This is a genomic window from Ramlibacter sp., assembly GCF_028292805.1.
GTDB lineage: Bacteria > Pseudomonadota > Gammaproteobacteria > Burkholderiales > Burkholderiaceae_C > Ramlibacter.
Genome location: NZ_JAQGLS010000294.1, coordinates 1 through 12,596 on the forward strand (window position 1 = coordinate 1; position 12,596 = coordinate 12,596).

Genomic DNA, 12,596 nt, shown 5'->3' on the forward strand with positions numbered 1-12,596 from the left:
CGGCGCACCGTGTCTTCGAACTGCAGCCGCGTGAACGGCAGCGCGCCGGAGGCGGCAAGCGCGCCGTACAGCGCCGGCGCGATCGGACCGGCAGCGCGTTCGGCCAGCGCCGCGAAGTCGGCACCGATGAAGCGGCGGGCCGCCGCCTGCGCGCCTTGCAACAATTTGTCTTCGTCGACCCGGCCGTCGCCCATGGCGGTGCGCTCGGTCATGGAATAGACGCGGTGGGTCGATGCGATGAAGGTGGTGCGGTCCGCGGTCACCAGCCCACGCTGCAGCGCCCGGCCGGCTTCCATCAGCTCGGAGGCCAGCACGACGTCGAGTTCGCCCGGCACCGGCGCCAGCGCCAGCACCGGTTGCGCGCCGGCCGGCACCGCCGCCCGCGGGAACAGCTCCAGGTAGTACACGGTGGCGCCGGTGCGCTGCGCCACGCCTGGCACCGAGGTCGCCTGCGCCACAAAGCCGTTGTGCTGCGCCAGGTCCACCAGCCAGTCGGCCAGCACGCCCCCGCCCTCCCCGCCCATGGCCAGCAGCGCGATGGTGATGGCCTTCGGCTGAACGGCGCTCATGCCGCCAGCCCTTGCAGCCGGCGCTCGATGCGTGCCTGCAGCCAGCCGATCACGCGGCCGCGCACGCCCTGCTTGATGCGATCCCAGCGGCTCGGGTTGTTGATGATCTCGGCCCGGTAGAAAGAGGGGCACAGCACGGCGGCATGGGCCACCTCGCCGCACAGGCCGCAGCCGACGCAGCTGTCCACCACGGTGGCGATCGGGTCGCGCCGCAGCGGGTCCGGGTTCGGCTTGATGGTGAGCGACGGGCAGCCGGACAGGCGGATGCAGGAGTGGTCGCCGGTGCAGGTGTCGGGGTCGATGCCGAAGCGTTCGCGCACCACGCGCTGGCCGTCGGCGATCGCCTTGCGCAGCAGCGGCTTGACCCGCCGCTGCTTGTTCAGCATGCATTCGCTGGACGCGACGATGACCTTGGGCCCCTTGGCCTTGGTGGTCAGCGCCTCGCGCAAGGTGTTGCGCATCTGCTCCAGGCTGTAGGTGTTGCTGACGGTGCGCACCCAGTCGACGCCGACGCCGCGGACGGCTTTCTCGATCGGGTGGTTGGTGCCGCGGATCGGGTTCTCGGCCTTCGACGACAGCACGTCCTGGCCGCCGGTGGCCGCCGAATAGCCGTTGTCGATGACCACCAGCACGTTGTCGGTCTGGTTGAACACCGCGTTGCCCACGCCGCTGGTCAGACCGTTGTGCCAGAAGCCGCCGTCGCCCATGATGGACAGCGTGCGCTTGCCGGTCTCCTGTGTGTTCAGCGCCGCAGCACCGGCCCAGCCCAGGCCGTAGCCCATCGTGGTGGCGCCCAGGTTGAACGGCGGCAGGATGGAAAACAGGTGGCAGCCGATGTCGCAGCTGATGTGGTGGGCGCCGAGCTCGCGCTCGACCAGCTTGATGGCAGTGAAGATCGGCCGCTCGGGGCAGCCGGTGCAGAACGATGGCGGCCGCCCGTGCACCTGGCTGGTGGCGTCGCGGATGGCGATGGCGTTGGGGTGGCCCGGCAGCAGCGCCGGTGCTGCTGCCGGCCGCGCGGCCAGCGGCAGCTCGCGGCTGGCCAGCAGCTGCGGGGCGTAACGCTCGACGAAGCGCGCCACGCCCTTGAGCACCACACCACCCGTGTACTCGCCGGCCATCGGCAGAAAGTCCTTGCCGTGCACTTTCGTCTGCACGTCGGCGCGGCGCAGGATCGCGTGCACCGCCTGCTCGATGAAGTCCGGCTGGCCTTCCTCCACCAGCAGGATGCCGCGCTTGCCGGCGCAAAACCGCGTGAACTCGGCATCGACCAGCGGGTAGGTCACGTTCAGCACGTACAGCGGCACGCGCGAATTGCCGAAGGCGTCTGCCAGCCCCAGCAGTTCGAGCGCGCGCAGCACGCCGTTGTACATGCCGCCCTGCAGCACGATGCCGAACTCCTGCTCGCTCTCCGCGAAGAACTCGTTCAGGCCCCGCTGCTGGATGAAGCGCACCGCCGCCGGCCAGCGCTGGGCGATCTTCTCCTGCTCGTGCAGGTAGGTCGAGGGCGGCAGCGCGATGCGGTCGACGTCGCGGCGCGGCTGCTCGATCGCGTCCTTCAGTGTGAAGTCCGCGCGCTTGTTGGCCTTGGCGATGAAACTGCCGTGCACGTGGCAGGCGCGGATGCGCAGCTCCAGCATCACCGGCGTGCGGCTGGCCTCGGACAGCTCGAAGGCCTGCTCCACGGCGGCGACGATGCTGGGCAGGTTGGGCCGCGGGTCCAGCAGCCACACCTGCGACTTCATGGCGAAGGCGTGCGAGCGCTCCTGCATGATGCTGGAGCCTTCGCCGTAGTCCTCGCCCACGATGATCAGCGCGCCGCCGGTGACGCCGCCCGAGGCCAGGTTGGCCAGCGCGTCCGAGGCCACGTTGGTGCCGACGGTGGACTTGAAGGTCACCGCGCCACGCAGCGGGTAGTTGACGGAGGCGGCGAGCGTCGCCGTTGCCGTGGCCTCCGAGGCGCTGTGCTCGAAGCGGATGCCCAGTTCCTTGAGGATGTCGTTGGCGTCCGTCAGCACGTCCATCAGGTGCGAGATTGGCGCGCCCTGGTAGCCGGCGACATAGGAGACGCCCGACTGCAGCAGCGCCTTGGTGACGGCCAGGATGCCCTCGCCCTGGAACACCTCGCCCTCCCCCAGGCGCAGTTTGGTGACTTCGGTTGCAAAGGAGCGTTCGGCCATGTGGATGTTCGGGTTGCGCCGCCAATCTACGCATCCGCTTCCCATTTGGCGAATGGATTGTGCGGATGGCCTACATTCATGGCATCCATGATCCGGGACAACCCTGATGAACTTTCGCCAGCTCGACCTAAACCTGCTGCGGGTGCTGGCGGCCATCCACCGTACCGGCTCGGTCACGGCTGCGGCCAGGACGCTGTCGCTGTCGCAGTCCGCCACCAGCAACGCGCTGGCGCGGCTGCGCCGCTTTTTCGACGACGAGCTGTTCGTGCGCTCGCCGGCCGGCCTGCAGCGCACCCGGCTGTGCGAGCAGGTGGCGCCGGGCGTGCTGGCGCAGCTCGCCTCGCTGGAGTCGCTGGTGACCCGGCTGGACGCGTTCGATCCGGGCCGCAGCGATCTCACCTGGCGGCTGTCGCTGTCGGATCTGGGCGAGATGCTGTTCCTGCCGGGGCTGATCGCTGCGCTGCGGGCAGAGGCGCCGCACACGCGCGTGTCCAACATTTCGGTGGCGGCCGCCGCCGTCGCCACCGCGCTGGAGACGCGCGAGATCGACTGCGCCATCGGCATCCTGCAGCCGCGCCAGCGCGGCATTCAGGCGGAGCTGCTGTTTCGCGAGCAGTACGTGGCGATCACCGCGGCTGACTGGCGGCCGGCCGGCGGGCGGGTCGGCGCTTCGCTGTCGCCGGCCCAGCTGGCCGGCGCCTCCATGGTCCTGGCCTCGCCCACGGCCACGTTCCACAGCAGCGTGGAGGAGATGCTGGTGGACCTGAAGCTGGCGGACCGCATCATGCTGCGCGGCCGCCACTTCGGCGCCCTGCCCGACGTGGTGACCAGCACCGACTTGCTGGCCATCGTGCCGGCCATGTACGCCGCCAGCCTCGCCGATCGCGCCATCCGGGTCTGGAAGCTGCGCGACGCGCCGTTCTACGACGTGCGGCTGGTCTGGCACGCCAGCACGGCGCGCGATCCGGCGCAGCAGTGGCTGCGGGCGCTGCTGCACCGGCTGTTCCGGCGGGCGCGGCTCAGTCCAGCCTAGCCAGCGGCGTGTGATCCCGATCCGTTTCGGGAACCGGACGGGCATCGCGCAGGCCGTTCCCCCCTGTGCTGACGGCCGACTTTGCCAGTCCTCATCACACTGATCGGGCCACTTGACAATCGCTCCGGCGATTGTCAAGTGATGGCTCAATCCAGCAGCTGATGTTTGAGGGCGTAGTAGGTCAGGTCGCTGTTGCTGCGCGCCTGCAGCTTGAGCATCAGGCGGGCGCGGTAGGTGCTGACGGTCTTGGCGCTGAGCGACAGGTCGCTGGCCACGGCGGCGGCGCTCTTGCCTTGCGCCAGCTTGATGAACACCTGCAGTTCGCGCGGCGACAGCTGCTCGTGCAGCCCGCGTGTGGGCGGCGTCACCACCTGGCTGGCCAGCAGTTCAGCCACGGCCGTGGTGATGTAGCGATTGCCCTGCGCCACCCGGCGGATCGCCGTCACGATCTCGCCCGGTTCGCAAGCCTTGTTGAGGTAACCGCTGGCGCCGTTGCGGATCAGCGGGACGGCGTACTGCTGCTCTGGGTAGCCCGACAGGATCAGCACGCCCACGCGCGGCGCCTTGGCCTTGATCATGGTCAGGGCGTCGATGCCGCTCTGACCCGGCATGTCCAGGTCCAGCAGCAGAATGTCCAGCGCCTGGGTGCGCACCAGGTCGATCGCATCGCGGCCGCTGGCGGCCTCGGCCACCACCCGCATGTCGTCCTGCTCATCCAGCCAGGCACGCAGTGCCGCGCGCGTGATGGGATGATCGTCGGCGATGCCGATGCGGATCTGGCGCTCGCGCGCTGGCCCCCGGGCGGAGTCGGGCTCCAGATCTGATGCAGGGCCGGGGACGAGTTGCACGGCGAACCCTCGCTAACGGGCCGAAACGGCGCGTTAACAAAAGTATGCGCCTGCAGAGGTTCTCGTCGTAGTTTTTCTCCTATGCGGCCGTAGGAGAGCTTTGCGACTCACTGCGCCGGGACAGCAGGTCCGGCAGGAACCGCACGAGTTCCGGCACCAGAACCAGCAGCAGCGTGAGGCGGACATCGCCAGCAGGAACGACATCGTCTCCCGCGTGTACTCGCGAGCGGCATTTCAGAATCTGGCAGACCACGAACATGGCTCCAGCGGCGTGATGATCAGCACCTGGCCCTCCATGAAGGTGCCAGCCGCCAGGATGAAGCAGCGCGACGGTCGTCGGCACCAGCCGCGAGCTGCGCGTGCGCCTTCGACGACTCCGGGGATGGCCTGGGTCCCCGCCCGCGCGGGACGGCGGTGGTTACTTCGCCTCGACGTCCGTCACCTCGGTGGCGGTGGGCGAGCGCGGGCCGGCGGCCGCGTCCGAGCGCGGGGTTCGGGTGGCCGGCTGCTGCGCCTGGGCGCGGCGGCGCATCTGTTCGAATGCGTCGCGCGGGCCCATGCGCACCACGAACGGCGACACCGGCTTGCCGGTGAGCGTGGCCCAGGCGGCGGCCAGCAGCCAGATGCCCAGCATCAGCACGAAGAAGCAGGCCATGATGGCGGCGAAAACGAGGCCGACGGACACCAGGAGGACGCGAACGAGGAAGGTCAGGACGGTTGCCATGGCTCCATTGTGATGGGCGCGCGCCGCCTGCGCCCCCATCCCGGGCATCCCCCGCAGGGGGAAGGGGAAAGAGGGATCACGCAGCGTCGGATCCGGCTGCCGGCAGCGGCGCGCCGAAGTGGAATACGCCCGGCTCGCGCACCGGGTCCACTTCCACGGGGATGCGGCTCCTGGGCGGGAAGCGGCCCTCCAGGATCAGCCGCGACAGCGGGTTCTCGATGCGTTGCTGGATCGCCCGCTTGAGCGGCCTGGCGCCGAACACCGGATCGAAGCCGACCTTGGCCAGTTCCTCCAGCGCCGCCGGCGACACCTCCAGCTGCAGGTCCATCTTGGCCATGCGCTGCTCCAGCACGCGCAACTGGATCTTCGCGATCCTGGCGATGTCGGCGGCGTCGAGGGAGTGGAACACCACCGTCTCGTCGATGCGGTTGAGGAACTCGGGGCGGAAGTGGTTCTTCAGCTCGTCCCAGACCCGCTCCTTGACCTCGTCGTACGGCTTGGCCACCATCGCCTGGATCATGTGGCTGCCGATGTTGCTGGTCATCACGATCACGGTGTTCTTGAAGTCCACGGTGCGGCCCTGGCCGTCGGTCAGGCGCCCGTCGTCCAGCACCTGCAGCAGCACGTTGAAGACGTCCTGGTGGGCCTTCTCCACCTCGTCCAGCAGGATCACGCTGTACGGCTTGCGGCGCACCGCTTCGGTCAGGTAGCCGCCCTCTTCGTAGCCGACGTAGCCGGGCGGCGCCCCGATCAGCCGCGCCACCGAGTGCTTTTCCATGAACTCGCTCATGTCGACGCGGATCAGGTGCTCCTCGCTGTCGAACAGGAAGTACGCCAGCGCCTTGGACAGCTCGGTCTTGCCGACGCCGGTGGGGCCAAGGAACAGGAAGGAGCCGGTCGGCCGGTTCGGGTCGGACAGGCCCGAGCGCGAGCGGCGAATGGCGTTGGAAACCGCCTCGATCGCCTCTTCCTGGCCGATCACGCGCTCGTGCAGCTTGCCTTCCATCTGCAGCAGCTTGTCGCGCTCGCCCTGCATCAGCTTGGCCACCGGGATGCCGGTGGCGCGCGCCACCACTTCTGCGATTTCCTCGGCGCCGACCTGGGTGCGCAGCAGCTGCGGCTTGCCGCTCTTGCCCTTGGTGGACTCGGCGGCCTGGGCTTCCTTGAGCTGTTTTTCCAGCGCCGGCAGCTTGCCGTACTGCAGCTCGGCGACCTTGTTGAAGTCGCCCTTGCGGGTGAGGTCTTCAATCTCGCGGCGCAGCTTGTCGATGTCTTCCTTGACTTGGGCGCTGCCCTGGGCCTGCGCCTTCTCGGACTTCCAGATTTCCTCCAGGTCGGAGATTTCCTTTTGCAGGCGACCCGCCTCCTCCTCGATCAGGCCGAAGCGCTTTTGCGACGCCTCGTCCTTTCCTTGCGCACGGCTTCGCGCTCGATCTGCAGCTGGATCAGCCGGCGATCGAGCCGGTCGATGGCCTCGGGCTTGGAGTCGATCTCGATCCTGATCTTCGACGCCGCCTCGTCGATCAGGTCGATCGCCTTGTCGGGCAGGAACCGGTCGGTGATGTAGCGGTGCGAGAGTTCGGCCGCAGCGACGATGGCCGGGTCGGTGATCTGCACGCCGTGGTGCACCTCGTACTTTTCCTGCAGCCCGCGCAGGATGGCGATGGTGGCCTCCACGGTCGGCTCGCCCACGATGATCTTCTGGAAGCGGCGCTCCAGCGCGGCGTCCTTTTCGATGTACTTGCGGTATTCGTCCAGCGTGGTGGCGCCCACGCAGTGCAGCTCGCCGCGCGCCAGCGCCGGCTTGAGCATGTTGCCGGCGTCCATCGCGCCTTCGGCCTTGCCCGCACCCACCATGGTGTGCAGCTCGTCGATGAAGACGATGGTCTGGCCTTCGTCCTTGGCCAGCTCGTTCAGCACGTTCTTGAGCCGTTCCTCGAACTCGCCGCGGAACTTGGCCCCGGCCAGCAGCGATGCCATGTCGAGCGACAACACCCGCTTGCCCTTGAGCGACTCGGGCACTTCGCCGGCCACGATGCGCTGGGCCAGGCCTTCGACGATGGCGGTCTTGCCGACGCCGGGCTCGCCGATCAGCACCGGGTTGTTCTTGGTGCGCCGCTGCAGCACCTGGATGGCCCGCCGGATCTCCTCGTCGCGGCCGATCACCGGGTCGAGCTTGCCTTTGCGGGCGCGCTCGGTCAGGTCCATCGTGTACTTCTTGAGCGCTTCGCGATTGCCTTCGGAATCGGCCGAATCCACGTTCTGGCCGCCTCGCACGGCGTCGATGGCAGCCTCCAGCGACTTGCGCGTCAGCCCGTTCTCGCGCGCCACGCGCCCGATCTCCTGCTTGGTCTCGGCCAGTGCCAGCAGCAGCAGCTCGCTGGCGATGAACTGGTCGTTGCGCTTGATCGCCTCCTTTTCGGCGCCTTGCAGCAGGCTGACCAGGTCGCGGCCGACCTGGACCTGCTCCTGGCCCTGCACCTGCGGCAGCTTGTGCATGGCGGCTTCCGCGCCGGCCAGCAGGCCCTGCACGTTGGCGCCGGCCCGCTGCAGCAGCGGCCGCGGGCCATCGTCCTGCCGCAGCATCGCCACCAGCAGGTGCGGCGGTTCGATGTAGGCGTGGTCGTTGGCCAGCGCCAGGCTCTGGGCATCGGCCAATGCTTCCTGGAATTTGGTGGTCAGTTTGTCGAGTCGCATGGGAAATACTCCGTTACAGGCCAGATAAGCGTTGCGCTGGGGTTTTCAAGGGCAGTGTGCCGGCCCTTCGGCAGCGGTGGATGACTAGAATCAAACGCCATGCAGATCCACCAGATGTCGGTCACCTACCTGCCAGAGCAGGACCGCATCCTGATGCGCATCAACACCACCGACGGGGAGGAGATGCGCATGTGGCTGACCCGCCGCCTGATGGTGGGACTGTGGCCGCTGCTGACGAAACTGCTGACGGAACACCTTCTCAAGCTCGAGTCCGCTGGTGCCTCACTTGCGGGCGCGAACCCGGAACTCAAGAAGATGCTGGCGGACTTTCGCAAAGAGGAGTTCCTGCAGCATGCCGACTTCGACACCCCCTACAAGGAAGGGCAGGCCAGCCTGCCGCTGGGCGAGGAGCCGCTGCTGGTGACCGACGTGGACGCCACCCCGCTGGCCAACGGCCCGCTCAAGCTCAATTTCAACGAGCGCACGCCGTCCAGCGGCGACAGCAAGCCGCGCAGCTTCCAGATGGAAATGCAACCCAAGCTGATGCAGGGTTTGATGCACCTGCTGGACCAGGCAATGCTGCAGTCGCAATGGCGCGAGCCGTTCGTGCAGCCGGCGGCCAGCGAGCCGGGCGCGGCCGAGGGCGACGACGGGCGGCCCAAGTACCTGAACTGAGGCCTTGCTTGGCCGGCAACCAGCCCGAGCCTCGCGACCTGCTGGTACCGCTCGGAGATGCGCCGCAGTTCCTCCTGGCTGACCAGGTCGCCGATGCTGGGCAAACGGCCGATGGCCGCCCAGTTCGCCGGCCTTCATGATGAAGTCCGGCCGCACGCTGCGGTCGGTCCCGACGCTGCGCGCCGTGACCTGCAATCGCTGCGCCTGGTCGCTCGCCAACGCGGCCTGCGGCTCGCTGCTCGCCAGTTCCGCCGCCAGCCCGCGGCGTCGATCAGCGCCTGGGCGCTGCCGTTGGTGCCGTTGGTGCGGCGCGGGTACATCGGGCGGCGTCGCGCACGAAAGTCACGCGACCGAAGGTCCAGCGTGGCACCGGATCCTTGTCCACCATCGGCATCCACCGCCGCGCGCTCGTTCCAGCTGCGGCTGCACCCAAAATGCCGCCAGCTCGCGCATCGCATGCGGCAGCAGCGTTGCCGACGCCGATGGCACGAATTCTCCGGCGCTGCTTCGTAGCGTCGCACGGCACGCCGCGTTGCTGCAGCCCCAACCCCAGGGCCAGGCCGCCGATGCCGCCGCCGCGGCCGCCGCCAACGATCGCCACGTCATTGAGAACCCTCCCCAGGATTGCCCGCTACGCGGGCTGCTCCTGCCCCTTCCGCAAACGGAGGGTGCGAGCGCCTTCGCGCGAACGTGCGGCGCTCATCACTCTGCCTTGATCTGCTGGCGCCGGATCAGCTGCGCCCAGCGCTCGGCGTCGCGCTCGACCAGCCGGCGAAATTCCTGCGGCGTGCCGGTGGCCGGGTCCATGCCCTGGCCCTGGAACGCGGTGCGCACTTCCGGCAAGGCCAGGATGTCCTTGAGCTCGCGATTCAGCCGCGCCACCAGCTCGGGCGCGGTGCCCGGCGGCGCGAAGATGCCGTACCACATGTCGACGTCGACGTTGCCCGCGCGGGCCTCGGCCAAGGTCGGCACCTCGGGCAGCAAGGGATGGCGCTTGCCGCTGCCGATGCCCAGCGCCACCAGCTTGCCGGCCTTGATCTGCGGCAAGGCCACGTGGATCGGCAGGAACATCGCGTCGACCTGGCCGCCCAGGAGGTCGGTCACCGCCGGGCCGCTGCCGCGGTAAGGAATGTGGGTGAGGAACACGCCGGCGGTCTGCTTGAACAGTTCCATCGACAGGTGGTGCGGCGTGCCGACGCCCGGGCTGGCGTAGTTCAGACGGCCCGGCCTGGCCTTGGCCGCGGCGACCAGCTCCGCCGCGCCGTGAAAACCGCTCCTGGGGTGCGTCACCAGCAGCAGCTGGCCCCAGCTGGTCAGGCCCACCGGCACCAGGTCCTTGACCGGATCGAACGGCAGCTGCGGGTACAGGCTGCGGTTCATCACCAGCGTGTTCACGCTGACCAGCAAGGTGTTGCCGTTGGGCTCGGCGCGCACCACGGCTTCGGTGCCGATGTTGCCGGAAGCGCCGGCGCGGTTGTCGACCACCACCGGCCGGCCCAGCCGCTCGGCCAGCCGCGGCCCGACGGTGCGGGCGATCAGGTCGATCCCGGTGCCGGGGGTGAAGGGCACCACCAGCCGCAGCGGCGGCTGGCCGGCGCCCGGCTGGGGTGCTTGCGCCAGCGCGTGCAGGGAACAAAAGGCCAGCGCGGCGGCGGCCAGGCGGATCGACGTCATGGACACTCCCAGTGTTGGCATGCTAACGAGCATGGCGACGCGGCGGGCAGGGCACAATCCAGGAATACCCGCAACAGCGTCCAACCCAGTGGCAGCACCCGCCAAGACACCGACCAGCCTGGCGCGCCTCTATGCGCGACCGGGCTTTCTGCTGCGCCGCGCCCACCAGATCTCGGCCGCCGTGTTCGAGGACGCCTGCCGGCCGCTGGGCCTGACGCCGGCGCAGTTCGGGGTCCTGACCGTGCTGCAGGCGCATCCCGGCCTGGGCCAGTCCAGGCTGGCGCGGGCGCTGGGCTTTGACAAGGTGACCGTGCTGCGGGTGCTGCGCGGACTGGAGACGCGCGGCTTCGTCGCCCGCTGCCCGGCGCCGGACAACCGGCGCAACATCTCGGTGACCCTGACCGCCGCCGGCGCCGAATTACTGCAGCAAGCGCAAAGGCCGGCCGAGCGGGCCTACCGGCGGCTGATGACGCCGCTGGACCGCGAGCAGCAGGAGCAATTGCTGCAGCTGCTGCAACTGCTCACCGGCGAGCTGGAGGACGAAGCACGCGCGGCCTTCGTGCCGCCGCCCGCCCCGACGTCATCCTTGCGTCAGTCCGTCTGAGCCGGCGCTGGCTATGCTCGCGTCCATGACCACGCCGCCCACCTTCCGACCGCTCCGCCGCCTGCTGCTGGCGGGTCTCTTCACCGTCGCCGCCGGCCTGGCCCAGGCGCAAGGCAGCACGCCGGTGCGCATCCTGGTGGGCTTTCCCCCGGGCGGCGGCACCGACGCGATCGCCCGCATCCTGGCGGAGAAGCTCAAGGAGCAGCTGGGCACGTCGGTGGTGGTGGAAAACCGCACCGGCGCCGGCGGCCAGATCGCGGCGCAGGCGCTGAAGGCGGCGGCGCCCGACGGCACCACCTACTTCCTCAGCCACGACCACTCGATCTCCATCCTGCCGCTGGTGACCAGGAACCCCGGTTTCGACCCGAGCATCGACTTCGTGCCGGTCGCCGGCCTGGCCACCTTCGCCAACGTGCTGGCGCTGTCCAGCGGCACACCGGCCAGGTCGGTGCCCGAGTACATGGCCTGGATCCAGGCCAACGGCGGCAAGGACACCATCGGGATTCCCGCGCCCGGCTCGATCCCCGAATTCCTGGTCGGCATGATCGGCAGCCGCTACAAGGTCGATGTGCAGGCCGCGCCGTATCGCGGCGGCGCGCCGATGATGGCCGACATGCTGGGCAACCAGATCAGGGCCGGCGTCGCCTCGGTGCCCGACTTCATCGAAAACCACAGGGCCGGCAAGCTGCGCATCGTGGCCGTGATCGGCGACAAGCGCCAGGCGGTGCTGCCGGAGGTGCCGACCTTCGCCGAGCTGGGCGTGGCCGGCCTGGAAGACCTGCCGTACTACGGCTTCTTCGCGCCCGCCGGCACCCCGGCGCCGGTGCTGGAGCGCTTCAACCAGTCGCTGGCCCGCGTGCTGGCGATGCCCGACGTGCGCGAGAAGCTGGTGGCGATGGGCCTGACGGTGGGCTACCAGCCGCAGGCGCAGTTCACGGCGCGAGTGCGGACCTACACGCAAAACTGGGAGCGGATCATCAAGGCCAGCGGGTTCGTGCCGAAATAAGGTCTTGCTCCTTCCCCCTCTGGGGGAAGGCTGGCATGGGGGGCGCTGCGGCCCCGGCGCGGCTCCGGGGCTGGCCCCACCCCGACCCTCGCCCCGGCGGAGAGGGGGATAATCAGGTGTTGCTGCCGGTGATGCCCCAGCGCGCCAGCGCCGCATCGTCCGCCACCCGCGCATCCACCCAGCGCTCGCCTTCGGGCGTGCTTTCCTTCTTCCAGAACGGCGCCTGCGTCTTCAGGTAATCCATCAGGAACTCGCAGGCCTGGAAGCTCTGGCCGCGGTGCGCCGACGTCACCGCCACCAGCACGATCTGGTCTTGCACCTGCAGCAGGCCGACGCGGTGGATCACGCGGGCGGCGCGGATGTCGAAGCGGCGGTGAGCTTGGTCGATCATGGCCTCGATCGCCTTTTCGGTCATTCCCGGGTAGTGCTCCAGTTCCATCGCGCCGACGACGCTGCCGTCGCTGCGATCGCGCACCGTGCCGATGAAGCTGCAGACCGCGCCAACGCCGCCGTCGCCGGCGCGCAGGGCCGCGATCTCGGCGGCGACGTCGAAGTCTTTCGCCTGGATGGAAACGCGCGCTGCCAT

At 69.1% G+C, this 12,596-nt stretch carries 10 protein-coding genes and 1 pseudogene; 4 read left to right on the forward strand and 7 right to left on the reverse strand.

Annotated elements, in window-relative coordinates:
• Positions 1–569: 2-oxoacid:acceptor oxidoreductase family protein (locus tag JWP65_RS17905; protein ID WP_299766185.1), on the reverse strand; the 569-nt coding region annotated here is incomplete at its 3' end.
• Positions 566–2,749 carry an indolepyruvate ferredoxin oxidoreductase subunit alpha gene (locus tag JWP65_RS17910; RefSeq protein ID WP_299766187.1) on the reverse strand — a complete coding sequence of 728 codons (2,184 nt, stop codon included), beginning with the start codon at positions 2,747–2,749 and terminating at the stop codon, positions 566–568. The genes JWP65_RS17905 and JWP65_RS17910, both read right to left, overlap by 4 nt.
• 106 nt (positions 2,750–2,855) lie before the next feature.
• On the opposite strand from JWP65_RS17910, the gene JWP65_RS17915 reads away from it, so the two are divergent.
• Positions 2,856–3,782, forward strand: coding sequence for a LysR family transcriptional regulator (locus JWP65_RS17915; protein WP_299766189.1), 927 nt, complete (start codon positions 2,856–2,858; stop codon positions 3,780–3,782).
• A 146-nt stretch (positions 3,783–3,928) separates the two neighbouring features.
• On the opposite strand, the gene JWP65_RS17920 is transcribed toward JWP65_RS17915, so the two are convergent.
• From JWP65_RS17920 to clpB, 3 genes and pseudogenes are all read right to left on the reverse strand, one after another.
• Entirely contained in the window at positions 3,929–4,558 is a 630-nt protein-coding gene (locus tag JWP65_RS17920) for a response regulator transcription factor (RefSeq protein ID WP_299766237.1), read from the reverse strand.
• Between the two features lie 490 nt (positions 4,559–5,048).
• Positions 5,049–5,354, reverse strand: coding sequence for a hypothetical protein (locus JWP65_RS17925; RefSeq protein ID WP_299766190.1), 306 nt, complete (start codon positions 5,352–5,354; stop codon positions 5,049–5,051).
• Between the two features lie 76 nt (positions 5,355–5,430).
• A pseudogene (gene clpB, locus JWP65_RS17930) lies at positions 5,431–8,051 on the reverse strand (ATP-dependent chaperone ClpB).
• Positions 8,052–8,150: 99 nt separating this feature from the next.
• On the opposite strand from clpB, the gene JWP65_RS17935 reads away from it, so the two are divergent.
• Positions 8,151–8,726 carry a hypothetical protein gene (locus JWP65_RS17935; protein WP_299766192.1) on the forward strand — a complete coding sequence of 192 codons (576 nt, stop codon included), beginning with the start codon at positions 8,151–8,153 and terminating at the stop codon, positions 8,724–8,726.
• 702 nt (positions 8,727–9,428) lie between these two features.
• Here the strand turns inward: JWP65_RS17935 and JWP65_RS17940 are convergent.
• On the reverse strand, positions 9,429–10,421 hold the full coding sequence (locus tag JWP65_RS17940; protein ID WP_299766194.1) for a tripartite tricarboxylate transporter substrate binding protein: 993 nt from the start codon (positions 10,419–10,421) through the stop codon (positions 9,429–9,431).
• Positions 10,422–10,488: 67 nt separating this feature from the next.
• Here JWP65_RS17940 and JWP65_RS17945 point away from each other — a divergent pair, with 67 nt between their 5' ends.
• Positions 10,489–11,004 (forward strand): MarR family winged helix-turn-helix transcriptional regulator, encoded by a 516-nt coding sequence (locus JWP65_RS17945; protein ID WP_299766195.1) that lies wholly within the window; start codon positions 10,489–10,491, stop codon positions 11,002–11,004.
• Positions 11,005–11,029: 25 nt separating this feature from the next.
• The gene (locus JWP65_RS17950; protein ID WP_299766197.1) at positions 11,030–12,010 is read left to right on the forward strand and encodes a Bug family tripartite tricarboxylate transporter substrate binding protein; all 981 of its coding nucleotides are present in this window, start codon (positions 11,030–11,032) and stop codon (positions 12,008–12,010) included.
• A gap of 112 nt (positions 12,011–12,122) precedes the next feature.
• Here the strand turns inward: JWP65_RS17950 and JWP65_RS17955 are convergent, their stop codons facing one another.
• The gene (locus tag JWP65_RS17955) at positions 12,123–12,596 is read right to left on the reverse strand and encodes a molybdenum cofactor biosynthesis protein MoaE (RefSeq protein WP_299766199.1); all 474 of its coding nucleotides are present in this window, start codon (positions 12,594–12,596) and stop codon (positions 12,123–12,125) included.